Here is a 24,850-nt window from a genome sequence, read left to right as displayed (position 1 = left end):
GGGGCCATTATGAATGATATGACACGAGTGGAGAGAACCGTGGACTCCAAAGCCATCAAGATCGCCGCGAACAACGTTCAGGTTTATTACGGCGACACGCACGCCATCAAGGACGTGGACGTCCAGATCGAGGACAAGACCGTAACGGCCTTTATCGGCCCGTCGGGCTGCGGCAAGTCCACCTTTCTGCGCTGCCTCAACCGGATGAACGACACCATCGACATCTGCCGGGTCGAGGGCGATATCCTGCTGGACGGCGAAGACATTTACGACAAACGCGTCGACCCGGTGCAGTTGCGTGCCAAGGTCGGAATGGTGTTTCAGAAACCCAACCCGTTCCCCAAGTCGATCTATGACAACGTGGCCTATGGCCCGCGCATCCATGGCCTTGCAAAGAACAAAGCTGAATTGGATGATATCGTTGAGAAATCCCTGCGTCGCGCTGCGATCTGGGATGAGGTCAAAGACCGCCTGGACGCCCCCGGCACAGGCCTGTCCGGTGGTCAGCAACAGCGCCTGTGCATTGCCCGTGCCGTGGCAACGGAACCAGAGGTTTTGCTGATGGATGAGCCATGCTCGGCGCTGGACCCGATTGCTACCGCTCAGGTCGAGGAACTGATCGACGAACTGCGTTCGCGCTATTCGGTGGTAATCGTGACACACTCAATGCAACAGGCTGCGCGGGTGAGCCAGAAAACGGCGTTCTTCCATTTGGGCAATCTGGTGGAATTCGGCGAGACCGGGCAGATATTTACCAACCCCGAAGACCCCCGCACGGAAAGCTACATCACCGGCCGTATCGGCTGAGGACAGGTATTTTAACATGACCGAACAACATATTGCATCCGCATTCGACCGCGACCTTGAAGCGGTTCAGGCCCATATCATGAAGATGGGTGGTCTGGTCGAGGCCGCGATCATGAACGCCGCGCGCTCGCTTGAATCCCGGGATGTCGAATTGGCCCAAGAGGTGCGTCAGGGTGACAAGGCCATCGATGCGCTTGAGGATCTGATCAACGAAGAAACCGCGCGGGTGATCGCTCTGCGAGCCCCGACAGCGGGCGACCTTCGTCTGGTTCTGTCGGTTCTGAAGGTCTCGGCCAACCTGGAACGTATCGGCGACTATTCCAAAAACATTGCCAAACGCACCACGGTTCTGGTCGACGCCAGTGAGATAAACGGCAGTGCCGCCGCCCTGCGCCGTATGGCGCGTGAGGTTGAGCGGATGCTACGCGACGCGTTGGACGCTTATATTCAACGTGACGCCGAACTGGCCGCTGACGTGATTCAGCGGGATGAAGAAGTAGACCAGATGTATAACGGCCTGTTCCGCGAGTTCCTGACCTTCATGGCCGAAGATCCACGCAACATCTCGTCGTGCATGCACCTGCATTTCATCGCAAAGAACATCGAACGTATGGGCGACCACGTCACAGCCATCGCTGAGCAAGTGGTCTATCTGGTGACTGGGGAACGGCCATCGGAAGCACGTCCCAAAGCTGATACCACCTCGCAAACAGCCTAGGAGACAATGATTATGTCCGCTGATCAGCCTACGGTACTGGTTGTTGAGGATGAACTGGCCCAGCGTGAAGTGCTGGCCTACAACCTCGAAGCAGAAGGGTTTCGCGTATCCAAGGCGGCCAATGGCGACGAGGCGTTGCTGTTGGTCGATGAAGACAATCCGGACATCATCGTTTTGGACTGGATGATGCCCAATCTCAGCGGGATCGAAGTGTGCCGCCGGCTTAAAACGCGCCCGGATACGCGGTCGATCCCCATCATAATGCTTTCGGCCCGGTCAGAAGAGGTCGACAAGGTGCGTGGTTTGGAAACCGGGGCGGATGACTATGTGGTCAAGCCGTATTCGATTGTCGAGCTTATGGCGCGCGTCCGTACACAGTTGCGCCGGGTTCGCCCGGCAACGGTCGGTATCAAGCTTGAGTTTGCCGATATCATTCTGGATTCCGAGACCCACAAAGTCAGCCGCAACAGCAAGCCGTTGAAACTGGGCCCGACCGAGTTTCGTCTGCTGAGCACGTTCATGGAAAAACCGGGTCGTGTCTGGAGCCGCGAACAGCTGCTCGACCGGGTCTGGGGGCGCGATATCTATGTCGATACCAGAACAGTTGACGTTCACATCGGCCGCTTGCGCAAAGCGCTGACACAGCACGGTGGTGAAGATCCCGTGCGTACGGTCCGCGGCGCAGGGTACGCGCTGGGGTAAAGCTTGGGGCAGGGCGCGTTGCCCTGTTCTATGCGGTTTACTCATGGTTCGATGCGAAACTGTGGCTGTTATTTGCGCCGTTGGTTGGGTAGTTTGCAAAAAACCTCACTACGCGGAGAAGCAAAATGAACGCCCCGAACACCAAACCGACTTTGCGCGCCAAAGACGCACCTGAGATGGGGGCTTTCTCGTGGGACGATCCGTTCCGTTTGGCGGATCAACTGACTGAAGATGAGCGCATGATCGCCGCGAGTGCGCAGGCATATTGTCAGGAAAAGCTTCAACCACGGGTTCTGGAAGCCTTCCAGAACGAGGAAACGGACCCGGAAATCTTCCGCGAAATGGGTGAAATGGGCCTTTTGGGCACGACGATCCCCGAAGAATATGGCGGTCTTGGTGGCGGTTATGTGTCTTACGGTCTGGTCGCGCGCGAGGTTGAGCGTGTCGATTCCGGCTATCGCTCGATGATGTCGGTGCAAAGCTCATTGGTGATGTACCCGATCTATGCGTACGGCAGCGAAGAGCAGCGCCGGAAGTACCTTCCAAAACTGGCCAGTGGCGAATGGATCGGTTGCTTTGGTCTGACAGAACCTGATGCCGGCTCGGACCCGGCGGGCATGAAAACCCGTGCGGAAAAGATCGACGGTGGTTATCGGCTGACCGGCAGCAAGATGTGGATCTCGAATTCACCCATCGCAGACGTCTTTGTGGTGTGGGCCAAATCCGACGCGCATGACGGCAAGATCCGTGGCTTTGTTCTGGACAAGGGCCTCAAAGGCCTGAGCGCGCCCAAAATTCAGAACAAAATGAGCCTGCGGGCATCGATCACGGGTGAGATCGTTCTGGACGGCGTCGAAGTCGGCGAGGGTGCGTTGCTGCCGCATGTTCAGGGCCTAAAAGGACCGTTCGGCTGTCTGAATCGCGCCCGTTATGGGATCAGCTGGGGCGTAATGGGCGCCGCAGAAAGCTGCTGGCACGGTGCTCGTCAGTATGGTCTGGACCGCAAACAGTTCAACAAGCCGCTGGCGCAGACGCAACTGTTCCAACGCAAATTGGCTGATATGCAAACCGAGATCGCCCTGGGCCTGCAAGCCAGCCTGCGCGTTGGCCGTTTGATGGATCAGGCCGAAGCAGCGCCCGAGATGATCTCGATCGTGAAGCGCAACAACTGCGGCAAAGCGTTGGAGATCGCGCGGAATGCCCGCGACATGCACGGCGGCAATGGCATCTCGCTGGAATTCCAAGTGATCCGTCACATGGTCAATCTGGAAACTGTGAACACCTATGAAGGCACGCATGACGTTCATGCGTTGATCCTGGGGCGGGCGCAGACCGGTCTTCAGGCCTTCTACTAGGATATTTCATATACCGCATAATCTGTATTATGGTAAAAAATAACATTGGCAATTTCAGGTTTTCCACATATTGCCAATGCTTTACGTTGCATCTTTAAATATCCAATTCGGAGCCCCTGATGATCTTGAATGGCAAAACTGTGGTGATCACCGGTGCAGCCAACGGTATCGGCAAAGGTCTGGCAACCCGGTTCGCGCGCGAAGGTGCAACAGTCGTTTGCGCAGACATAGACACCGAAGGCGCGCGTTCCGCGGCCACGGAAATCAACGGGCACGCGGTCACATGCGATGTTTCAGACGAAGGAAGTATCAAAGCGTTGATCGATCACGTCGAAGAAGAGATTGGCCCGATTGATCTGTTCTGTGCAAACGCCGGAATCCTGACGCTTGGTGGTCTGGACGCTCCGGATGAAGACTGGGACCGGATCTGGAAGATCAACGTCATGTCGCATGTCTGGACCGCGCGTTATCTGGTTCCGCTTATGATCGCGCGCGGCGGCGGTTATTTCATGACAACGGCTTCGGCCGCGGGATTGCTAAACCAGCCCGGCGCTGCACCATACGGCGTTTCCAAACACGCCGCCGTGGGATTTGCCGAATGGCTGTCGCTGACATACAGCCACAAAGGCCTGCGCGTGTCCGTTCTGTGTCCGCAAGCAGTTCGATCAGAAATGACACGCGACTTTGAGGATTCGGTGGCGTCAATCGACGGTATGCTAGAGCCTGAAGATGTGGCCCAAGCCTGTTTCCAAGCCATTGAAACCGAACAGTTTCTGGTGCTACCACATGCGCAGGTGTTGGATTACATTCGGCATAAATCCAGCGATTATGACAGTTGGCTGCGAGGAATGAACAAGTTGAATCAAAAGTTTTTCGAAGGTGATTAAGGTTTCTTCTCCGCTTTACGCATCAGGCCTTCCTGTGTGACCGAAGCAACCAAAGTGCCGTCTTGTGCATAGATCGACCCTCGGTTGAAGTTGCGCCCTCGCCCGCTCCACGGCGATTCCATCGAATACAGATGCCAGTTTTCGAAATGGATCGGCGCGTGGAACCACATGGCGTGATCCAGGCTGGCTGCATTGACTTCCCCCGTCAACCAGCTGAGGCCGTGCGGTCGCATACCTGATCCCATCAGATACATGTCAGACGCGTAAGTCAGCAGCAATTGTTGAGTGGCAGCATCAGCACCCGCGGCACCGGGCATCCGGAACCAGACTTGATTTCTGTCATCCGTCTTTTCGGGTGTAAACGGATCAAGGTGGCTGGCCTCACGGACCTCGATAGGTCGCTCGCGTGTCAACTCTCCGCGCAGGTGTTTGGGCACGAGATCCACGTATTTCGCGCGTAGTTCTGTGCGCGACGGATAACTTTCGGGGGCTTCCATCTGGGGCATCTCGTGGTGATGATCCCAGCCTTCATCCTGAATGTGAAACGAAGCCGACACGTTCAGGATCTGTTTGCCATGCTGGATTGCCACCACACGCCGTGTGGTAAATGAACCTCCGTCTCGCGCTTTATCAACTTGATAAATAACAGGAATGGATGGATCGCCGGGACGAATGAAATAAGCATGCAACGAATGGCACAACCGATCATCGACAGTTCGGTAAGCTGCCGCCAGAGCCTGCGACACCACCTGCCCGCCGAAAATTCGCGTCGGTGTTTCGCCGCCTGATCCAGTGCCCCGAAACAAATCCACTTCGAGCCTTTCGAGGTTCAAAAGGTCAAGAAGGACACGTTCTGCTTCGGTCATTGGCGACTCTCCGATTGGCTATGAAAAAGGCGTATCAGCGCCACGAGGGTCATTCAACCAACGCGCCCAATACCAGCGCCTTAAGCTCGGATCGGGACGGGTAAGAACTGGACGGCGACAATTGGGTAAAGAATACGGCCGACAGATCGTTGCTGCGGTCGATCCAGAAGAATGTCGAAGCCATACCGCCCCAACTAAAATCTCCCAATGATCCAGCTGTTCGGGTTCTGCCGGGGTTGATGATGACAGACCCGGCCAGGCCAAATCCCATGCCTTCCATCGGTTGCTCGGCAAAACTTTGCGGGCCCATCGAGGCGATATCGCCCGGCAAGTGGTTTTGCAGCATGAAGTCGACTGTCTTTGGGCCCAGCAAGCGGTGGCCGTTGCCCTGCCCCCGGTTTCGCATCATCTCGGTGAATTTGACGTAGTCGTCGATCGTGCTGACAAGGCCGCCACCGCCCGAAAAGGTCGTCGCTATTTCAAATGGGGATGCGCCTGCCTCGTCTGTCAATCGCAGGGTGTCGTCGCCGGTCTCGGCTGAATTCAGCGCCATCGCGTCCCCGGCCAGCGGCGTATAGAGAGACGCGAACCTATCCCCTGCCCCTTTGGGCACAGAAAATCCGGTCTCGGCCATCCCAAGCGGCTCAAAGATTTCTTGCGCGAAGAACCGATCCAAGGTCTTGCCGGACACAACCTCAACCACGCGGCCCAACACATCAGTTGAAACTGAATATTCCCAACGGGTTCCGGGCTGGAACGCCAATGGCAGTTGTGCCAGTGCGCTGATCCTGTCATTCAACGGCCCTTGATTTGGGCTAAAAATCAGCTTCTGTGCATCCATCGCTGCCGGGAGAACACCGGGATTGAACGGGTAGCTGAACCCGCTTGTATGGGTCAGAAGCTGATGCAGTGTCGGGGATGGTGCATCTTCGGTTTGATCCAGCCTCTCAGCCCGTGGAACAAGGGCCTGCATAGAGGAGAAATCCGGCAGAAAATCAGAGAGTTGCGCGTCGAGGTGGAATAATCCGCGCTCGGCCAGCATCATCACCGCGACCGAGGTGACGGGTTTCGTCATCGAATAGATCCGCACAAGCGTATCGCGTTGAAACGGCAGACCCTTCTCAACATTTCTAAGGCCACAGGCGTGAAAAAACGCCTCGGACCCGTGGTGGGTCAATAGTAATGAACTGCCCGCGTATTTGCGCTCATCGACATAGCGCTGCATCCAGTCCCGTATGCGGTACAGGCGGGCAGGATCAAGGGTTGTCTGGCTGCGCATGGGTCTCTCGAACCTCCTCGGCGGTTTCGTTGATCTTGACCGGTGACTCACTGAATTGACAGAGGAACTCCTGATTCCTCACATCGCGACCAACGGCCAGTGCGCGCCAGCCTTCCCGCCTGTACACTGGACGCGTTACAGATTCGTCCGGTGGTTCAGAGTTCATTTCACAGATCGTCGTATCGGAGTTTAGACAATGACGCAGACCATAGATTTCATTTTCGATTTTTGCAGCCCAAACGCATTTCTAGCCCATAAGGTCTTGCCCAAACTGGCGGAACGAAATGGCATGCAGGTAAGCTATGTGCCCGTGTTACTGCCCACGATATTTAAGGCGACGCATAATCAGAACCCGTTCGAGGCATTTTCAGAAAACCGCCAGAAAACAGCCTATTTGACCCATGATCTTCATCGCTTTGCCCGCAGACGCGGATTGAGCTTCCATATGAGCCCGCATTTCCCGGTGAACACAAAATTCGCCACGCGCGGTGCTGTATTCGCCTCGGGTAAATCATGGGAATCCAAATACATAAACGCAATATTTGATGCGATTTGGGTACATGGTCAGAAAATTGATGAACTGGGTGTCCTGATGGATATCTTGCAGGAAAACAAACTTCCCGCGCGCAAGATCCGCGAGGCCATGACTAGTGCTGAGGTAAAGCAGCGGCTCAAAGAGCAATCCAAGGCCGCCGTAAAACGAGGCGTATTCGGAGTGCCCACAATGTTTGTGGGCACCGAGATGTTCTTTGGCAAGAACAGCTTGGGCAATCTGAAACTAGAACTTTCCAAAGCGCCGGACTGACACCCGAACTACGAATCCAGCGCGGCAAGCCCGTGTTTGGCAAACACCGGAACGTAAGCCCCAAACACCTGCGCGCGTTTGGGGTCAGATGCGTTCCCGTCCAAAGCGCGCTTATACACCCCCTGTAGAATTCCGGCCATTCGAAAGAAATTGAACGCCAGGTAGAACCCGAATTTTTCAATCCTAGGTAAGCCGCGACGCTGGCAATATCGCCCGATAAACTCTTGATCTGACGGTATTCCCAGGGCTTGACGGTCGACACCTGCCAATCCGCGCCCCTCGTTTCCAGGGGGCAGTTGCCACTGCATGATTACCGCTGCTAGATCCGCGAATGGGTGCCCGATCGTCGACAGCTCCCAATCCAGAACGCCAATGCAGCGCGAACCGTTCTGTTCGAACATCAGATTGTCGATGCGATAGTCGCCATGCACCAAAGTTCGCTGCCCGTCATCGTCCGGAACTGCCCCCTCAAGCGCGGAGATAAGCGAATCCATTTCGGGGATGGTCGTTGTCTCGGATGCGCGATATTGCTTGGTCCATCGGGCAATTTGGCGCTCAAAGTAGTTGCCCGGCGGGCCATAGTCGGACAGGTTTACCGCGTCCACATCGACCTCATGCAAATCGGCCAGCACGCGGTTCATTTCGTCGAAAACACCACTGCGGGTCGCGTTATCTGTCTCGTTCATTGTCGGCTCAAGAAATATACGCCCCTGCAACCGTTCCATGACGTAAAACGCCGAACCGATGACTTCGTCATCCTCGCATAGCAACATCATCCGAGGGACCGGAACCGCGCTGTCGGCCAGTGCGCTTTGAACGCGAAACTCGCGTTCCACAGCATGGGCTGATTTCAGCAAAACGCCCGGCGGTTTACGGCGCAGCACATAAGTCTTGGACGGTGTGCGCAGTTCGAAAGTTGGGTTGGATTGACCAATGGCGAATTTCGTTGCGTCCAGCGGGCCCTGATAGCCGTCTAGATTTGCGCTTAGATATGCATCAAGAGCTGTCAGGTCGAGTTGTGATTTATCTTGTATTTCCAACAGTTATGCCCCCGGTCTTACAGTGCTTCGGCGAAGAGGTTGCCGGCGGTCACCACGTTTAAGCCCCCAGAAACCGGGATGACGGCTCCGGTCACATAGCTGCCGCCACGCCCGCACAGGAATAACATACACCCGGCGATATCTTCGTCGCGACCCACACGGCCCAGCGGTACCGTCTTGCCAACCTTTTCACGCGTTCCTTCGTCTGCCGTCGCAAAGGCTGTCATCCGTGATACAAATGGTCCCGGGGCAAGCGCGTTTACAGTGACGTGATAGGACGACAATTCCTTGGCCAGAATCTTGGTCAAGTGCAGCACCGCAGCTTTGGATGCAGAATAGCTGTAAGCGCCGTCGCCCATCGGTACCTCACCCATTACCGATCCAACGTTCACGACGCGCGCCGGATCGTCAGGTGTTCCGGACTTCATCAGCATCGGCAACAGGCGCTGCGTCAGTTCGAACAGACCAGTGACATTGACGGAATTGACCTTTTCCCACGCGTGATAGGGAAACTGCCCCAGCGGCGAACCCCAAGAGATGCCAGCATTATTCATCAGGATATCAAGGCTATCCGAGCGATTCTTGACCTCATCGACCATGGCCAGAACGCCTTCTTCCGTTCCAACATCTCCGCTGAAACCTTCGGCGCTGCCGGGCGCGTCCAGAGCATTCAGCTCGGTCGCGACGGTTTCACAGGCTTCCCCCTTGCGCGACGCGATCAGCACGCGTGCCCCTGCCCTTACAAGCGATTCCGCAGCCATCCGGCCAATTCCGGTCGCACCGCCGGTCACAAGCGCGGTTTTTCCCTGCAGCGAAAATAGGGTTTCGGGGGTCATGGTCTGCTCCTCGGTTTTGAATTGTGGCACAGGTGGCGATTTTCGGCGAGATTTGCACCCAGCGGAATTCTTGACAACATTCACCGCTGCGCCAAAGGTCCTCTCAACCGAATAACAAGGACAAGACAGCCATTATGCAAGCGTTACTAAGCGTCGCGCCGGGCGGACCGGATACTTTGGAACTTACGACCCTGCCCGACCCGGTGCCAGGAAAGGGAGAGGTGCTGGTCGGGGTCAAGGCTGCCGGCGTCAATTTTCCTGATACGTTGATGATCCAGGACCTGTATCAAATTAAACCACCCAGACCATTTGCCCCGGGTGGGGAAATCGCAGGTGAGGTATTGGGCGTTGGAGAAGGCGTAACCGGATTCAAGATTGGGGACAGGGTTCTGGCGCTGACCGGATATGGCGGTTTTGCAACGCAATTGACGGTCAAAGCAGCCTCGGCGGTCAAGTTTCCAACGTCGATGCCGTTCGAAGATGCCGCATGTTTCATTTTCACTTACGGCACGTCCTACCACGCGCTGAAGGATCGAGCCGCGTTGCAGCCTGGTGAAACGCTTTTGGTGCTGGGTGCCGCAGGTGGTGTCGGTAGCGCAGCCATTGAACTGGGCAAGGCGATGGGCGCGCGTGTCATAGCGGCCGTATCTTCCCAGGAAAAGGCGGATTTTTGCCGTCAAATCGGGGCGGACGACACAATCGTATATTCCCGCCAGATGGACCGCGATGCGCAAAAGGCATTCTCTGGCGAAATCAAGGCTATGGCGGGCGCGGATGGCGTGGATGTCGTCTATGATGCCGTTGGCGGAGATTATGCCGAACCAGCGCTGCGCAGCATGGCGTGGAATGGCCGGTTCCTTGTTGTCGGGTTTCCGGCCGGTATTCCCAAAATCCCACTCAATCTGCCCTTGTTGAAGGGCTGCCAGGTCGTTGGCGTGTTCTGGGGGGCTTCGGTCTATCGTGATCCCAAGGGCCATGCCGAAAATGTCAGTGAGTTGTTTGACTTATACGCCAATCCAAAGATAAAGCCGCAAATCAGTCGGCGGTTTCATTTAGCGGATGCAAGCGAGGCACTGACATTACTGAACGACCGCACCGTTCTTGGAAAAGTTGTGGTAACGATGCCTGAATCCTGACTGGTTTTCGACGCTTGGTTCAAGATCAGATGGTGTTAGATGCGCGACACTCGCCTGATGAGTGCGCAGGCTGGTGGACATCCATACCTAATCACGTTTATCAACCAGTAATGGGACGGAGAATGAATGCATAAAGTTCTGATTTTGAACGGTCCGAACCTGAACTTGCTGGGCACACGACAACCCGAGGTTTATGGCCGTACAACGCTGAAAATGGTCGAAGAAACCTGTGTGAGCCACGGCGCGTCTATCGGGTTGGATGTATCACACTTGCAATCCAATCACGAAGGTGTGCTGATCGACGCGATCCACGCAGCCAAAGGCAATCAGGACGGGATCGTTTTAAACGCCGGCGCGTATACCCACACCTCGGTTGCCTTGATGGACGCGATATCTTCGGTCGAGCTGCCGGTTGTTGAGGTTCACCTGTCGAACATACACGCGCGCGAACCCTTCCGGCACAAATCCTATGTGGCGCCGGTTGCACTGGGACAGATCTGCGGCTTTGGGCTTCAGAGCTATGTGATGGCGTTGGATGCGCTGTCGGCGCATTTGCAAAATGAGGGGTCCGCATGAAGCTGGGTGAGTATCTGAATTTCCTCAGCTACGTCAAAACTCTGGAAGAGCTTTGGGACGCTCATTGCCGCCAGATGGCAATTTTCGGTTTCGACCGTCTGCTATACGGCTATACGCGCTACAGGACCGAAACGTCTTTGGGTGACCCCGAAGATTTCACCATCCTTACCAACCACGGCAAGGAATACATTGATGGTTTCGTGCGGGACGGGCTGTACTTTCATGCACCCATGCTGAAATGGGCGCTGCACAATGAAGGCGCGGCCAGTTGGAGAATGATTCAGGATATGAATTCCGACGGCACGATGACCTCCCAGGAACGCCAGGTATACGAGTTCAACCGGTCAAAAGGCGTTGTGGCGGGATACACTGTCAGTTTCACCTCGGTGTCGATGCGGTCCAAGGGGGCGATCTCTCTTTCGGCTGGTGGGGCCGTTGGTCAGGATGAGGTCGACGCAATCTGGGCGGAACATGGCGATGACATCTTGTTGATGAACAATGTCGCGCATCTGAAGATACTTACCCTGCCCTACAACACCCCCAATCGCGCTCTGACGAAGCGTCAGCGCGAGGCGCTGGAATGGGTTGGTGATGGGAAGACGACGCAGGACATAGCGCTTTTGATGGGCCTGACATCGGCGACCGTTGAAAAGCATTTGAGGCTGGCCCGGGAGTCCCTGTCAGTGGAAACAACAGCGCAAGCCGTGCTCAAAGCATCCCTGCAAAATCAGATGTTCATCATGGAAGCATGATGTGTTCTTTTTGACGCTAAATTGCGTCAATTTACGTAGGGTAAGGAAAACATGACTTCCCGAATCTGAGCCCCAGTTGCAAAGTGAGATTGTTCCGTGAGTGGTGGCTTTAGCCTGGGAACGTTTTGATCGGATCTTTGCAATACCAAAGCTCTTCGGTCGCTCTGACATAAAGGCGTCTATTTGTCCGCGTCTCTTAGTCGGAATTTTGGGGGGCCTCGACCATCCCCATCTGCGGGGCCCCTCAATCCTTCCAATAATTGTGTATGATCAATTCCTACGCCGGAAGGCGCAAAAAAACCGACTACTGGAAAGTAGCCGGTTTAATTCTGTTCAGGTTGAGGCCCCTTTCAGGACCTCTGCCCGATTTAGCCCTGTACGGCTTTGGCAACTTCGGCTGCGAAGTCTTCTTTTTCGACCACGATGCCTTCGCCAACTTCCAGACGGACGAAACCAGTGATGGTTGCGCCTGCTTCTTTGGCAGCGGCTTCGACGGTCAGGTCAGGGTTCACAACGAACGACTGGTTCAACAGAGTTGATTCCGCGACGAATTTCTTCATACGGCCAACGATCATCTTTTCGATCACCTGCTCCGGCTTGCCGGATTCGCGGGCGATGTCCATCTGAACCTGCTTTTCTTTTTCGACAACAGCCGGGTCCATGTCCGCTTCGGACAGAGCCGCCGGGTTCACAGCTGCGATGTGCATCGCAATCTGCTTGCCGATCGCTTCGTCACCACCGGACAGAGCAACCAGAACACCGATTTTGCCCATGCCGTTGGTGGCCGCGTTGTGGACGTAGGACACAACAATGTCGCCCGACAGTTTCGCCATGCGGCGAACCGACATGTTCTCACCAATGGTGGCGATCTTGTCGGTCAGAGTGTCAGCAACGTTCTTGCCGCCCAGATCAGCCGCCAGCAGAGCTTCGACATTGTCGACGCCTTCAGCCGCGTAAGCAATCTTGCCAACCATTTCCTGGAACTCGGCGTTCTTCGCGACGAAGTCGGTTTCCGAGTTCACTTCGACAGCAACACCGTTGCCACCGTTGACGTGAACTGCAACCAGACCTTCTGCTGCGGTACGGCCGGATTTCTTGGCCGCTTTGGCCAGACCTTTGGTGCGCAGCCAATCAACGGCTTCGTCCATGTTGCCGCCGGTTTCGGTCAGCGCTTTTTTCGCGTCCATCATGCCTGCGCCGGTCGAGTCGCGCAGTTCTTTAACCATTGCTGCTGTGATTGCCATCTTTTGGCTCTCCTCAATTCAAACGGAATTGGGGCAGGTCTACCCTGCCCCATATGTCATTTACGTGACGGGCAGCTTACGCTTCGGCTTTGGCTTCCGGCGTGGCTTCTTCTGCAACGGGTGCTTCTTCCGCAACGACTTCTTCAACCGGTGCCTCTTCGAATGCGCCCAAGTCAACGCCTGCAGCACCCATCTGAGCGGTCATACCGTCCAGAGCGGCACGAGCAACCAGATCGCAATACAAAGAGATCGCGCGCGCTGCGTCGTCGTTGCCGGGGATGATGTAATCAACACCATCGGGCGAGCAGTTGGTGTCGACAATTGCCACAACCGGAATACCCAGCTTGTTGGCTTCGGCGATGGCCAGTGCTTCTTTTTTGACGTCGATGACGAACAGCAGATCAGGAACGCCGCCCATTTCGCGGATACCGCCCAGCGACGCCTGCAGTTTGCCCTGGTCACGTTCCATGCCCAGACGCTCTTTCTTGGTCAGGCCTTCGGCGCCCGATTCCATGGCTTCGTCGATCTGGTTCAGACGGTTGATCGACTGGGAAACGGTTTTCCAGTTGGTCAGCGTGCCGCCCAGCCAGCGGTGGTTCATATAGTACTGAGCCGACTTTTCAGCGGCTTCCGCGATCGGCTGAGCAGCCTGACGCTTGGTACCAACGAACAGAACACGGCCACCTTTTGCAACGGTGTCACGAACGGCCTGCAGAGCCTGGTCCAGCATCGGAACGGTCTGGGTCAGGTCCATGATGTGGATGCCATTGCGCGAGCCGTAGATGAACGGGCCCATGCGGGGATTCCAACGCTGTGTCTGGTGACCAAAGTGTACGCCAGCTTCCAGCAGCTGACGCATGGTGAACTCGGGAAGAGCCATGCTATTTTCCTTTTCCGGTTTACGCCTGGGCGGGGGTGAAAGAAGCGGATGCTCCAACCGGCGGGCCAGATAAGGATGTCTCCCTCAAATAGCCCAAACCCCGCCTGCGGGTTTTAATGGCGCGCGTATACGGTAGGAATTCGCCCTGTGCAAGTGCCAAATGGCCTTATTTTTCAAGCCGCGCAATTGCATGCGCGTGACGCACTGCCTCTTCGCAATGTGCGGCCAACGCCTTGCGGTCGGCAAAGTCGCTGACTTTGGCTGGAACGTGGTAAATCAACTCAACCGTTCCCTGCCGACGCGCGCCCAAGGTTTTGAGAAGATGCGGGGCAAAATCCATATCGCCCCACCAACCATAAAACCTGTCAGGCTGCCCTTCTGGCGCGTGAAAAACCACGGATACCGACTGAACATACATGAAGTCCCGCAATTCGTCCGAGAAGAACGCGGCAAAAAGCGTTGTTTTAAAAGGTAGAACACGGAGACCATCGGTCGAGGTGCCCTCAGGAAAAAACAACAGCTTATGCCCGACTTTAAGGCGTTCTTCAAAGATCAGGGTCTGTTCGCGGGCTTTCTTGCGGTCACGTTCGATAAACACCGTGCCCGTGGCGCGGGCCAGCCAGCCGATACCCGGCCATTTGGCCACTTCGGCCTTAGACACGAAGTACACCCGTTTGCGTGCGTTCAGCGCAAAGATGTCGAGCCATGATGTGTGGTTTGCGACCACCGCGCCGCGTTCGCGCATCAACTCACCGGAACTGCGAAAGCCAATGCCAAGAACCCGGAGCGCATTGCGGCAGACAAACTGCGCAATGAACGGAGTGATCGGACGCCGTAAACCGAACAGCGGGCGCTCGATCAGGCGAACGGTCAACAAAACGAGCAGCCCTCCAAAGACCAGCAGCGCCAAGGGAAGGCCGCGCAAGATCACCAATGCCCAGCCAAATACACCCAGTTCAATCGGGTCTGGCGCGTCGTCACTGTCCCAAAGCGGATCGTTCACTGGATCAGGCTCCGCTGTAAATACGCCGCTGGCGCTCGTTCATGCGCGCCGTGTCGAGGATCAGGCATACATCTGTTGTGTTGAACGCGTGGTCGATAAACGCCCCCTCGCCCACAAAGCCACCCAGCCGTACGTACGCCTTGATCAGCGCGGGCACCTGTACCATCGCCCCACGGCGATCCAGCGCATCCGGCGCGACAAGGTCCATGCTCTGAAATACATCGGGTTGCGCCCTGACCCGCAGGTCCGGCGGGGCCAGATGATTGTGGTGCAACATCGACAAAGGCTGGGCCAGTTCCTGCACATTGATGCCGTGGAAGCTGGCTACGCCGAACAGCACCTCAATTTCGCGCTCCGCCACGTAGTCCGCCAGACCAGTCCATAGATGGTACATCGCCGTTCCGCCCCGATAGTCCGGGTGAAGGCAGGAACGTCCAAGCTCTAACAATTTGCGACCGCTTTGTTTCAACACGGTCAGGTCGTATTCATCCTCGGAATAGAACTGCCCCAATTCGATGGCTCGTTCACCCGGTAACAGCCTGTAAACGCCCACAACTTCGCCAGTGGCGTCATCATAGGCCAGCATGTGATCAAAATAAGGATCGAACTGATCCCGCTCTAACCCTGCCTCGTGGTCCACCATCTTGCCGCCGCCACCCAATTCGCGGACGAACACGTCATATCGCAGCCTCTGGGCTGCGCGCAGTTCGGCCTCGGATTCGGCAAGTTTAACGGTGAAAGAAGGGCCAGCATCCGGCATCGGGTATTCCGCTTTTGTTTGCGCGCTGATACCGCAATTTTCAGTCAAATGGCAACCAGCGCGGCGGTGGCCCATCGTTAACCATTCTTAAACCAGTTTCACGGATCAAAGACGGGCGTCAGGGCGATGCGGGTTCCGTCAATCACCACTTTTCCCTGTTCTTGGAAATTCACGGTGATCTTGCCACCAATGTTGGACTGCACCTGTCCGACGCCCCAGTCGGGGAAATCGGGGTGGCGGACATACATGCCCGGTGCAAGTATGGCATTGAGGTCTGTCATGATCGGGCTCCGGTCCGGCGGCAGATACAACAGGAGAGGTACGCATGGGCGACACCAACGTCAATCTGGCCGAACTGATCGGGTCGCGAATTTGTCACGATCTGATCAGCCCCATTGGCGCAATAAACAACGGGCTGGAACTGCTTGAGATGGTCGGAACCATGCAGGGCCCCGAGATGGAGCTGATCTCGGGCAGCGTCGGAAGTGCCGGAGCAAAGATCAGGTTCTTTCGCGTCGCTTTTGGGTCGGCCAGCGATCAACCGTTGGGCCGGGCCGAAGTCACAGAGCTGTTGAAAGACGTCGAAAGCGTTGGTCGCGTGCGTGTCAACTGGAACGTGACCGATGCCATGCCCCGCAATCAGGTCAAGCTCGCCTTTCTGGCCTTGATGTGCTGCGAAAGCGCCATGCCGTTGGGGGGCGATGTCACCGTGGCAAACAACGGCGGCAGTTGGACGGCAACCGGTGTAGCGGACAAGCTGAATATTAACGCTGATCTTTGGAAGAACCTGCCCAAAGGCCAGTTTGCCAACAAGGTGACGTCAGCACAGGTGCAGTTTGCACTGCTGCCCCAGACCGCTGCCTCGATGGGTCGGCGGGTTGTGGCGGAAACCACCTCAACCCGCGTCGCTATCCGGTTTTAGGAACGTACTGTCCCGTTGCCACGAACCAAGTACTTGAAACTTGTCAGCTGAGCGGCCCCGACCGGGCCGCGCGCATGCATCTTACCGGTTGCGATTCCGATCTCGGCACCCATTCCAAACTCGCCACCATCGGCAAATTGGGTTGAGGCATTGTGCATCAGAATTGCACTGTCGAGCCGTTCAAAGAACCGGGCAGCGGCATCGGCATCCTCGGTCATGATGCAATCGGTGTGGTTCGAACCGTACTGACGGATATGCGCGATTGCCGCATCAATATCCGCCATCGGCCTGGCCGCGATGATGCTGTCGAGGAATTCCTTGCCCCAGTCGTCGCCCGTGGCTGCGATGGTCCCATCCAGAGCCAACGCGCCTTCGGCATGGATTTCGACACCCGCAGCAAGCAAGGCGGAAATGATATCCTGGCCGAGTGTTTCAGCCACATCCTGATGGATCAGCAAGCACTCGGCAGCACCACAAATCCCAGTGCGCCGGGTTTTGGCGTTCAGTACGACGTCCAGCGTTTTCTGCGGGTCAGCAGCCTTGTCGACATAGATGTGCACGATGCCTTCCAGATGGGCAAAGACCGGCACGCGTGCTTCGCGCTGAACCAGCCCAACCAGACCTTTGCCGCCGCGCGGAACAATGACGTCCACACAATCGGTCATGGTCAGGAGTTCTTGCACTGCGGCGCGGTCTCGCGTGGGCACAAGTTGAATGGCGTCTTCGGGCAGGTTTGCAGCCTTTAGCCCTTGGACCAGACAGGCGTGAATGGCGGTTGAGGAATGGAAACTTTCAGAGCCGCCGCGCAGAATGACTGCATTGCCCGACTTCAGGCACAATGCGCCTGCATCCGCCGTCACATTTGGACGGCTTTCGTAAATCACTCCGATAACGCCCAGAGGCGTGCGAACACGCTGGATGTTTAGGCCCGAGGCCATGTCCCATTCGGTCAGAACCTCGCCAACCGGATCAGCCTGATCCGCGACAGTGCGCAACCCGTCGACCATGCCCTGAATGCGCGCTTCGTCCAGCATCAGCCGGTCCATCATCGCCGGGCTCAGGCCTTTTTCGCGTCCGAATTCCAGGTCTTTTTTGTTCGCCTCGATGATATCTGCGCGGTTTGCCCAAACAGCGTCAGCTGCAACAATCAGCGCTGCGTGTTTCCGCTCGGCATTCGCAAAGGCCAGATCGGCTGACGCCACCTTGGCACGTTTTCCAAGATCGGCCATCAGGGCGGGAATGTTGTCGAAATCCTTCATCTCAGGTGCCTTTCGGTCGGTCATTTGGGTCTATCATCGCGCCATTAAAGCGCCAAATCATCGCGGTGAATCAGGACAGCCCGGCCCGGATAGCCCAGTGTCGCCTCGATTTCCGAGGACTTCCGCCCTTTGATCGCATCCGCCTCTTGCGCGGTGTAGCGACTGAGGCCCTGCGCCAGACGTCGGGCCTGTGGGCCCATGATAGCCACCGGATCACCGCGCCCAAAATCGCCAGTTACCTCGACAATACCGGCAGGTAGCAGGCTTTTGCCATTGCCCAACGCCTTGGCCGCGCCAGCGTCCACCACAATTTCACCACGCGGCTTCATGGCCGAAATCCACCGTTTGCGCGCCGCATGCGGATCCAGTGTAGCCGTGAACCAAGTGCAATTGGCGCCATCTTCAAGCGATCTCAGTGGGTTCAAAGTCGAACCTTCGGTGATCGCCATATCACAACCGGCCGCAGTTGCCATCTTGGCGGCCAGCAGCTTGGTCTTCATCCCACCTTTGGATAGACCGGAACCAGCATCGCCTGCCATTTCCTCGATCTCGGGCGTGATGGTCTCAATCACATCGAAACGCTTGGCGTCTCTGTCTTCGCTCGGGTTCCCGGTGTAGAAGCCATCGACATCCGACAGCAAAATCAACTGGTCGGCCCCAACGGTCACTGCGATCTGTGCCGCCAATCGGTCATTGTCGCCGTATCGGATTTCGTCCGTGGCAACTGTATCATTTTCGTTGACGATCGGAACCACGCCCAAACTCAGCAGCGTTTCCAGCGTCGCGCGAGAGTTCAGATACCGTCGCCGGTCTTCACTGTCTTCCAGCGTCACCAGAACCTGCGCAGTTTTGATTTTGTGCGGCGTCAAAGCCTCTTCATAGGCCCGCGCCAGGCGGATTTGGCCCACAGCGGCTGCGGCTTGCGATTGTTCCAACGGCAAATCTGCCATCGGCAGACCCAAAACACCGCGCCCCAACGCAATCGAACCGGATGAGACCAGGATGACGTCCGTCCCCTGCCCTTTGAGCCACGCCACATCCAGCGCAAGCGAGTGCAACCAATCCGATCTCAGCAAACCCGTATCGCGATCCACCAGCAGGGCAGATCCGATTTTAACGACCAATCGACGCGCTTTGGTCAGGGTTGCCAAGACTCGGTCTCCTCGACGGGCTTTTGCCGCAGGCGGTTTTCGTCAATTTGCGCACGCAAGGCTCGCAGAACCTCGGTTACGCCCAAATGAGCCACGCCAGACATGGTCATCACAGGCCCGCCGACGGCCTCTTCCAGTTCAGCCCGTTGCAAGGCCAGTTCCTCTTCGTCCAGCGCATCGATCTTGTTCAGAACCGTGATCCGTGGCTTTTCCGCCAGTTCGCCGCCATAAGCTTCGAGTTCATGAATGATGGTGCGATAATCCTCGGCTACGGTTTCCGAAGTTCCGTCGACCAGATGCAGCAAAACCGCGCAACGTTCGACATGACCAAGGAACCGATCACCGATACCGCGCCCCTCATGGGCACCTTCGATCAGGCCGGGAATATCCGCGACGACAAATTCCACATTGTCGACACCAACAACACCAAGATTGGGATGCAGGGTTGTGAACGGATAGTCAGCAATCTTGGGCCGCGCGTTCGATGTGGCCGCCAGAAAGGTTGATTTACCGGCATTGGGCATGCCCAGCAATCCGACATCCGCGATAAGTTTCAGCCGCAGCCAGATGGTGCGGTCAATCCCCGCTTGCCCCGGATTAGCCCGGCGCGGAGCCTGATTGGTTGCCGATTTGAAATGCAGATTGCCAAAGCCGCCATTGCCGCCCTTGGCTAGCAGAACACGCTGCCCAACCTCTGTCAGGTCGCAGATGACGGTCTCTTCGTCCTCGTCCAGTATCTCGGTTCCAACCGGCACACGCAGGATGATTTCGTCACCATCCTTGCCTGTACGCTGCTGACCCCGACCGGGCTGGCCGTTCTTGGCAAAGAAATGCTGCTGATAGCGGAAGTCGATCAGGGTGTTCAGCCCATCCACGACCTCCGCCCAGACAGACCCGCCCTTACCGCCGTCACCGCCATCGGGACCGCCGTATTCAATGTATTTTTCACGTCGAAAACTGACGCACCCGCCACCGCCGGCCCCGGACCGGATGTAGACCTTTGCAAGATCGAGAAATTTCATGTCTGTCCCCTACTGCAAGGGCCCCATCGGCCACAAGTCAGAGTTTTTTACTATATGTCCAGGTGGGCACATTCGCATCGCGCGCCACCGAGTAACTTTCGGCATCACCCAGATACTGGAACCCACAATGGGTCAGAACCCGGGCCGAGGCCGGATTGTCCTGAAACACGCTGGCGAACATATTCGAATTTTCCAGCGGGTTAGCTTTCACCAACCTCTCGACGGCCAGTGAGGCAACGCCTGTATTCCAGTAAACAGGCGCCACCCAATAGCCAACTTCGGACTGATTGCGATCCAACCGTGTAAGCGAGATCAGACCAATCAGTTCCGGTCCACCATCTTTGGTGGCATCCATCGCCCAGACGTCCTCATCCCGGTCTTCGGCCATCGAACGCGTCACAAACGCCTCGACCGAACCCGGCGGCAGCGGATGCGGGATCGAAGTGGTCATACGTGCCACACGCTCATCGCCTGCATAATGCTCGATGAGCCCCATATCCGACCGGCGCAACGGGCGCAGATCGAACCGCTCGGTTTCAAGGACCGGCTGGTTTATTATTGTCTCGAGTTTCATAAGTGCGTTCCTCCTCCGAACAACACAAAAAATACGGACGCAACAGTGAGACTAGCTAACGCCCACATCAGATATTTTTCCACGGGCCGACCTTCAACCACGTGGGCAATTCTATCTCCGGCAAATGTCCAGATCGGGTGTAAAACCGCCTGGCAAAGCAATAAACAGAGAGCGATCGTGAACGTCGCGTTAAAGCTGGGCGTACCAACCGCAACGAACCCGGTAAAACCGGCTATGATCATAGCCCATGCCTTTGGATTAAGGGGATGAACGATCAGCCCCGCCCAAAAACCGGGCACGTCTCCGGTGGCTTCACTGCGCGACAAGCGCAGGTTCGCGATCTTCCAGGCCAACCAGCAGATATACACCGCCGAGGCGTATTTTAGGACCGTAAAGACCATCGGTGCCTGATCCGCGAGTTGCAAAAGGCCAAACCCAACGGGCCAGATGATCAGCTGTTTACCCAGGATCACACCGGCCACAAACGGCAGAGCCGCCCGAAACCCAAAGCGTGCACCTGTGCCCAGCAGAACCATATTGGCGGGTCCGGGGGTTCCGACCTGAGAGGCTGCGAAGATCAGGAAACTGGTGGTGGCGACTGTCATTGCATCGCCTTCCAGTCCGCTCGACGCAGCAGAACGTCCTGAATTGTCACATCTTCGTTGGTCGACCGCGCTGTCGCACGATGCCGCCCACCTGGTTTGAAACCGAGTTTGGACAGGACCGCCTTCGACCGTTCGTTGCCCATGTGATAACCCGAGGTGAGTTCCTGCCGATCAGATCGAAAGAACCTAGAAATCATCGCACGGGAGGCTTCGGTCACATAGCCCCGCCCCCAGGACGCTTTGGCAACCCAATACCCCAGCTGAGATCCGGTCGAGATGCAGCCGATGACGTTTTCCTCACGAGTGATAGCAAAGGCATCATGCTTAGCAGCCATCGCGTCGACAAAATCGGTAGCATGCGCGGCCTCATAGGGATGCGGTACCACCGTCAACCAGCGCACTACGTCCAGATCGTTCAGAAGAGTGACAAGACGCGACGAGTCCTCACGCCGAAACCGACGCAGGACAAGACGCTCTGTTTTTATCACTTCGGTCATGGGACCGCTCCTGAAAACGAAAAAGGGGACCGGCACTTTCTGCCAGTCCCCCATGAAATTTTCTTAAACCTTCTGGGTTTCGGCTTACTCTGCGGCCTCCGCCACTGGCAGGACCGAAATAAAGGTGCGGTTTTTCAGTCCCTTGTGGAACTTCACAGCGCCATCCACGGTTGCAAAGATGGTGTGATCTTTGCCCATGCCCACGCCTTCGCCCGGCCAGAACTTGGTGCCGCGCTGACGCACGATGATGTTGCCTGAAATGGCGGCCTGGCCACCATACAGTTTCACGCCAAGGCGGCGACCAGCTGAGTCGCGACCGTTACGGGAGGAACCGCCAGCTTTTTTATGTGCCATTCTGTCTCTCCTTAGCCTTTAGCCAGATCTTTGGCCTGCTCAACCCATTCGGGTTTCACTTTGACCGTTTCGATAGCAGCAATCTGATCGTCCGACAAGGCGGCCAGAGCGGCAAAGCTCTCGATACCGGCCTCATTCAGCTTCTTGGCAGCGGCGGGGCCGACACCGGTCAACTGGGTCAGATCGTCAGCGGCAGCAGCAGCGGCAGGTGCCTCTGCTTTGGCTTCAGCTTTCTTGGCAGGCTTTTTTGCCACGGGGGCAGCTTCGCCAGCCGGCGCCGAACCGGTTGCAGCTTTGATGCCCGACTTGTCGGCGCCTGACGCCAAAATGTCGGTGATCTTGACCAGAGTCAGCTTCTGACGGTGGCCGACGGTACGCTTCGAGCTGTGCTTACGACGGCGTTTTACGAAGTTGATGACCTTGTCACCTTTGATCTGTTCGATCACTTCGGCCTGAACGCCTGCGCCTGCGACGAACGGTGCACCAACAACCGGAGCGTCGCCGCCCAGCATCAGAACATCGTTGAATTGAACTGTTTCACCTGCGTCGGCAGCCAATTTTTCAACGCGGAGGATATCGCCCGCTTGAACTTTGTACTGCTTGCCGCCAGTCTTGAGGACCGCAAACATGCGTCTTTCCTTTGTCTAATCGCGTTCTATGGTCCCCGACCGGGCGTTTTTGGCTTTCGCCACCTCGAACAGCGCGCCCTTTTCGGGCTGTGTGAATGACCTTTAGAAAATCCTAAGGGTCAAATAATAACGATACCCGGCGCGGAATACCGGCCGGGATGCGCGCTTATCCATAGATCGACCCGGAAAGTCAACATCAAATGCGGGGTCAAAGATCCGATGCGCTAAGCGCCCGAGACACCGCCTGCCCCAGTTGAAAATAGATCTGGTCATACATCTTATCGAAACCGTCGAAAAAGGCTTCGTTTACTGCGCGTCCAGTCTCAGTACGGGAAAAAGCAATGTTCTCCCGCATCTGAGCCTCATTAAGCGGTTGATAGGCCACCAGAAGGAAGGAATACAACCAGATGCGGTTTTCCTCGGCAAGACTGTCCTTGTCCGACAAGAGCTGCGCCAGAATATCTTCCGAGCTGGTTCCGGCATCCGCGCTGAGGCCGCGAAAAAAGTTGTAATCCGAACTAAGCGAGCTTTGGACGTTCTTTTCGATCAGGTCGTTGACGTCGATATACTCGCCGACCAGCCGGTAAAGTTGGGTGCCGCCTGCCCCGTTCAGATAGTTTTCGCGCGCCATATCCTTGATGGTTTCATCTGCGAAGGCCTTTCTGGCCGAGTTTTCCAGTGTGATAACGGTTTGCCCGACATCACTTTCAAAGAACAGGGTCGCGCGATCCATCTGGCTGGCTGTCAGGCTGGTCTCGAAGATCCCAGAAATCTGTTCCTGCATCCACTCCGGATCATAAATTTCGTCCACCTGATCATCAAAGAGCGGCCCGCCGTCACCACCCAGAAACGTGTCGTTCAGGCCTTTCGCCTGTGCCAAACCTTCGTCGCGCAAGATATCGACGACCTGTTCCATTTGAAGCGCCTGCATGAGGCGTTCAACCCGCTCGGACGCCGCCAGTGGCATGGCTGACAGCAAAACGGCAAAACAAGCAGCGATCAGGCGCATCAGATATCCTGAGCCGGGTGCAGTTCCGCCATCCGCGCGGCCAAATCTTCAAACTTCATGGCCATGATTTCGTATTGAATGGCATTCAGCAGCTCATAGACTTCTTGCATCAAAGGCTGCTCCAAAGCCTCAGCATAGGCGAGGACCTCAGAATCCGAGAAGTCCTGATAGGTATAGGCTGCCCCGGCAAGCGCGGACAGCTGCAAAGCTTGCCGCATGCCGGTCTCATTGCGCTTCATCATCTGACGCAGTTCATCCGCGCCCAGCTGCAAGTCGATCACCCCCGAGGCGCTGGCAGCAAGCAAAAAGCGTACCTGAATTTCCTGCAGCGCACGCAATGCCGTCCCGCTGGAATCAATTGCATTGTTCATGCGTTTCAGATTTTCGACCCGCTTGGATCCATCTTTGATCAGGTCCGAGACGATTTTCTGCCCTTCCAGTTGCTTGGCATCGTCATCTTCAACCATGTGCGATGCATTCTCGGCCTCGACCAGCCGTTGTCCAAGATCGGATGCATAGAACTCGACCGCATGGGTTAGCGCTTCATCGCCCAGTGTTTGTTCCAGAATAGACACAGCTGTTTCGCGCATGTCCCTGGTGTCAAAGACTTCTTCGGTCAGGCGTGTCCAGTCGGACCCAAACCCGTCAGGATCGATTCCCAACATTTGCGGGGCCGAGGCCGAGGCCAGCGCGATGCTTTCAAGTGCAACGTCGAACCCGGTTGTTGTCAAAAAGGCTTCGATCCGATCTCGTCCGGCAGCAAGTGCTTGCTGCGACCCAGAGATCACGAACAGAACCGCGGCGAATAGCGGCAGGATAGTTTGGCGTAAAGGATAAGTCATACCTATGAGCCTAGGGGAAATACCGCGCCAGGCAACGGAAAAACCCGGCTTGGTCATTTTCAGGAATTTTCTGCTTGCACCCCCGCGCGTTCCTCACTAAATCCCCCCCTCACAGACCCCCGCGGAGAGGTGCCGGAGTGGTCGAACGGGGCGGTCTCGAAAACCGTTGTGGGTGCAAGCCCACCCAGGGTTCGAATCCCTGTCTCTCCGCCATTATCCCTACTCAGGATTGGCAGTCATCTGAACGTTTGCACTCGGTCTCTATGTGGTATTGATGCTGGTGTCTCTGCTGCAGTGTAGGCTGTCAAAACAGATGGGTCCGCGACGGTGTCAAGCAAAG

The 24,850-nt window shown here is 56.4% G+C and carries 29 protein-coding genes and 1 tRNA gene; 11 read left to right on the top strand and 19 right to left on the bottom strand.

The genetic code is table 11. The annotated features are described in order from the left end of the window. The first annotated feature begins 9 nt into the window (after positions 1–9). From pstB to DS906_RS13175, 5 genes are all read left to right on the top strand, one after another. Positions 10–807 (top strand): phosphate ABC transporter ATP-binding protein PstB, encoded by a 798-nt coding sequence (gene pstB / locus DS906_RS13195; protein WP_113790735.1) that lies wholly within the window; start codon positions 10–12, stop codon positions 805–807. 16 nt (positions 808–823) lie between these two features. Further along, the gene (gene phoU / locus DS906_RS13190; protein ID WP_113790609.1) at positions 824–1,525 is read left to right on the top strand and encodes a phosphate signaling complex protein PhoU; all 702 of its coding nucleotides are present in this window, start codon (positions 824–826) and stop codon (positions 1,523–1,525) included. 12 nt (positions 1,526–1,537) lie between these two features. After that, positions 1,538–2,227: a phosphate regulon transcriptional regulator PhoB gene (phoB, locus tag DS906_RS13185; protein WP_113790608.1), complete on the top strand. Its 690-nt coding sequence runs from the start codon at positions 1,538–1,540 to the stop codon at positions 2,225–2,227. Positions 2,228–2,352: 125 nt separating this feature from the next. Continuing rightward, positions 2,353–3,582 (top strand): acyl-CoA dehydrogenase, encoded by a 1,230-nt coding sequence (locus DS906_RS13180; protein WP_113790607.1) that lies wholly within the window; start codon positions 2,353–2,355, stop codon positions 3,580–3,582. A gap of 119 nt (positions 3,583–3,701) precedes the next feature. Then, complete coding sequence (locus DS906_RS13175) at positions 3,702–4,469, top strand: SDR family oxidoreductase (RefSeq protein ID WP_113790606.1); 768 nt, start codon at positions 3,702–3,704, stop codon at positions 4,467–4,469. On the opposite strand, the gene DS906_RS13170 is transcribed toward DS906_RS13175, so the two are convergent. Both DS906_RS13170 and DS906_RS13165 read right to left on the bottom strand, forming a co-directional pair. Further along, on the bottom strand, positions 4,466–5,335 hold the full coding sequence (locus tag DS906_RS13170; protein WP_113790605.1) for an acyl-CoA thioesterase II: 870 nt from the start codon (positions 5,333–5,335) through the stop codon (positions 4,466–4,468). The two genes, DS906_RS13175 and DS906_RS13170, sit on opposite strands and share 4 nt — an antisense overlap. Before the next feature lie 49 nt (positions 5,336–5,384). Beyond that, on the bottom strand, positions 5,385–6,614 hold the full coding sequence (locus tag DS906_RS13165; RefSeq protein ID WP_113790604.1) for a serine hydrolase: 1,230 nt from the start codon (positions 6,612–6,614) through the stop codon (positions 5,385–5,387). A gap of 196 nt (positions 6,615–6,810) precedes the next feature. On the opposite strand from DS906_RS13165, the gene DS906_RS13160 reads away from it, so the two are divergent. Beyond that, complete coding sequence (locus DS906_RS13160) at positions 6,811–7,419, top strand: 2-hydroxychromene-2-carboxylate isomerase (protein WP_113790603.1); 609 nt, start codon at positions 6,811–6,813, stop codon at positions 7,417–7,419. 8 nt (positions 7,420–7,427) lie between these two features. On the opposite strand, the gene DS906_RS13155 is transcribed toward DS906_RS13160, so the two are convergent. Next, positions 7,428–8,453, bottom strand: a complete 1,026-nt coding sequence (locus DS906_RS13155) for a phosphotransferase family protein (RefSeq protein ID WP_113790734.1) — start codon at positions 8,451–8,453, stop codon at positions 7,428–7,430. Positions 8,454–8,476: 23 nt separating this feature from the next. Next, positions 8,477–9,295: an SDR family oxidoreductase gene (locus tag DS906_RS13150; RefSeq protein WP_113790733.1), complete on the bottom strand. Its 819-nt coding sequence runs from the start codon at positions 9,293–9,295 to the stop codon at positions 8,477–8,479. A gap of 134 nt (positions 9,296–9,429) precedes the next feature. Here DS906_RS13150 and DS906_RS13145 point away from each other — a divergent pair, with 134 nt between their 5' ends. From DS906_RS13145 to DS906_RS13135, 3 genes are all read left to right on the top strand, one after another. Continuing rightward, positions 9,430–10,431, top strand: coding sequence for an NADPH:quinone oxidoreductase family protein (locus DS906_RS13145; protein ID WP_113790602.1), 1,002 nt, complete (start codon positions 9,430–9,432; stop codon positions 10,429–10,431). Between the two features lie 126 nt (positions 10,432–10,557). Beyond that, entirely contained in the window at positions 10,558–11,007 is a 450-nt protein-coding gene (gene aroQ, locus DS906_RS13140; protein ID WP_113790601.1) for a type II 3-dehydroquinate dehydratase, read from the top strand. Beyond that, positions 11,004–11,759 carry a LuxR family transcriptional regulator gene (locus tag DS906_RS13135; protein WP_113790600.1) on the top strand — a complete coding sequence of 252 codons (756 nt, stop codon included), beginning with the start codon at positions 11,004–11,006 and terminating at the stop codon, positions 11,757–11,759. Before aroQ ends, DS906_RS13135 begins: the two co-directional genes overlap by 4 nt. A 368-nt stretch (positions 11,760–12,127) precedes the next feature. Here DS906_RS13135 and tsf read toward each other — a convergent pair whose 3' ends face one another. The 5 genes from tsf to DS906_RS13110 all read right to left on the bottom strand — a co-directional run bounded on the left by tsf (position 12,128) and on the right by DS906_RS13110 (position 15,927). Then, the gene (gene tsf / locus DS906_RS13130) at positions 12,128–13,003 is read right to left on the bottom strand and encodes a translation elongation factor Ts (RefSeq protein WP_113790599.1); all 876 of its coding nucleotides are present in this window, start codon (positions 13,001–13,003) and stop codon (positions 12,128–12,130) included. A gap of 76 nt (positions 13,004–13,079) precedes the next feature. Continuing rightward, entirely contained in the window at positions 13,080–13,883 is an 804-nt protein-coding gene (rpsB, locus tag DS906_RS13125) for a 30S ribosomal protein S2 (protein ID WP_058271914.1), read from the bottom strand. 166 nt (positions 13,884–14,049) lie between these two features. Continuing rightward, a complete protein-coding gene (locus DS906_RS13120) occupies positions 14,050–14,886 on the bottom strand; it encodes a 1-acyl-sn-glycerol-3-phosphate acyltransferase (protein WP_113790598.1) in 837 nt (278 codons plus the stop codon). Between the two features lie 4 nt (positions 14,887–14,890). Beyond that, the gene (locus DS906_RS13115; RefSeq protein ID WP_113790732.1) at positions 14,891–15,646 is read right to left on the bottom strand and encodes a GNAT family N-acetyltransferase; all 756 of its coding nucleotides are present in this window, start codon (positions 15,644–15,646) and stop codon (positions 14,891–14,893) included. Positions 15,647–15,744: 98 nt separating this feature from the next. After that, the gene (locus DS906_RS13110; RefSeq protein ID WP_058271637.1) at positions 15,745–15,927 is read right to left on the bottom strand and encodes a DUF3553 domain-containing protein; all 183 of its coding nucleotides are present in this window, start codon (positions 15,925–15,927) and stop codon (positions 15,745–15,747) included. Between the two features lie 44 nt (positions 15,928–15,971). Here DS906_RS13110 and DS906_RS13105 point away from each other — a divergent pair, with 44 nt between their 5' ends. Next, positions 15,972–16,568: a histidine phosphotransferase family protein gene (locus DS906_RS13105; RefSeq protein WP_113790597.1), complete on the top strand. Its 597-nt coding sequence runs from the start codon at positions 15,972–15,974 to the stop codon at positions 16,566–16,568. Here the strand turns inward: DS906_RS13105 and DS906_RS13100 are convergent. The 10 genes from DS906_RS13100 to DS906_RS13055 all read right to left on the bottom strand — a co-directional run bounded on the left by DS906_RS13100 (position 16,565) and on the right by DS906_RS13055 (position 24,510). Beyond that, positions 16,565–17,827: a glutamate-5-semialdehyde dehydrogenase gene (locus tag DS906_RS13100; protein WP_113790731.1), complete on the bottom strand. Its 1,263-nt coding sequence runs from the start codon at positions 17,825–17,827 to the stop codon at positions 16,565–16,567. The genes DS906_RS13105 and DS906_RS13100 overlap by 4 nt on opposite strands. A 44-nt stretch (positions 17,828–17,871) precedes the next feature. After that, entirely contained in the window at positions 17,872–18,978 is a 1,107-nt protein-coding gene (gene proB / locus DS906_RS13095) for a glutamate 5-kinase (protein WP_113790596.1), read from the bottom strand. Further along, the gene (gene obgE, locus DS906_RS13090) at positions 18,966–20,000 is read right to left on the bottom strand and encodes a GTPase ObgE (protein WP_113790595.1); all 1,035 of its coding nucleotides are present in this window, start codon (positions 19,998–20,000) and stop codon (positions 18,966–18,968) included. Before obgE ends, proB begins: the two co-directional genes overlap by 13 nt. A 37-nt stretch (positions 20,001–20,037) precedes the next feature. Continuing rightward, positions 20,038–20,574: a GNAT family N-acetyltransferase gene (locus tag DS906_RS13085; RefSeq protein ID WP_113790594.1), complete on the bottom strand. Its 537-nt coding sequence runs from the start codon at positions 20,572–20,574 to the stop codon at positions 20,038–20,040. After that, on the bottom strand, positions 20,571–21,179 hold the full coding sequence (locus tag DS906_RS13080) for a LysE family translocator (protein WP_113790593.1): 609 nt from the start codon (positions 21,177–21,179) through the stop codon (positions 20,571–20,573). Before DS906_RS13080 ends, DS906_RS13085 begins: the two co-directional genes overlap by 4 nt. After that, positions 21,176–21,676 (bottom strand): GNAT family N-acetyltransferase, encoded by a 501-nt coding sequence (locus DS906_RS13075; protein ID WP_158541326.1) that lies wholly within the window; start codon positions 21,674–21,676, stop codon positions 21,176–21,178. The genes DS906_RS13080 and DS906_RS13075 overlap by 4 nt, the downstream gene beginning before the upstream one ends. A gap of 84 nt (positions 21,677–21,760) precedes the next feature. Beyond that, positions 21,761–22,030 carry a 50S ribosomal protein L27 gene (gene rpmA / locus DS906_RS13070; protein ID WP_058271644.1) on the bottom strand — a complete coding sequence of 90 codons (270 nt, stop codon included), beginning with the start codon at positions 22,028–22,030 and terminating at the stop codon, positions 21,761–21,763. An 11-nt stretch (positions 22,031–22,041) separates the two neighbouring features. After that, positions 22,042–22,659, bottom strand: coding sequence for a 50S ribosomal protein L21 (locus DS906_RS13065; RefSeq protein ID WP_113790591.1), 618 nt, complete (start codon positions 22,657–22,659; stop codon positions 22,042–22,044). Positions 22,660–22,867: 208 nt separating this feature from the next. Further along, on the bottom strand, positions 22,868–23,668 hold the full coding sequence (locus DS906_RS13060) for a DUF2059 domain-containing protein (RefSeq protein WP_113790590.1): 801 nt from the start codon (positions 23,666–23,668) through the stop codon (positions 22,868–22,870). Further along, a complete protein-coding gene (locus DS906_RS13055; protein WP_113790730.1) occupies positions 23,668–24,510 on the bottom strand; it encodes a DUF2059 domain-containing protein in 843 nt (280 codons plus the stop codon). The genes DS906_RS13060 and DS906_RS13055 overlap by 1 nt, the downstream gene beginning before the upstream one ends. Positions 24,511–24,633: 123 nt before the next feature. On the opposite strand from DS906_RS13055, the gene DS906_RS13050 reads away from it, so the two are divergent. Further along, positions 24,634–24,723 (top strand) — tRNA-Ser (locus tag DS906_RS13050). Positions 24,724–24,850 lie beyond the last annotated feature (127 nt).

The organism is Ruegeria sp. A3M17 (genome assembly GCF_003318255.1).
Taxonomy (GTDB): domain Bacteria; phylum Pseudomonadota; class Alphaproteobacteria; order Rhodobacterales; family Rhodobacteraceae; genus Ruegeria.
The sequence above is the reverse complement of the archived record's forward strand: the minus strand, read 5'-3'. Positions and strand labels throughout refer to the sequence as shown.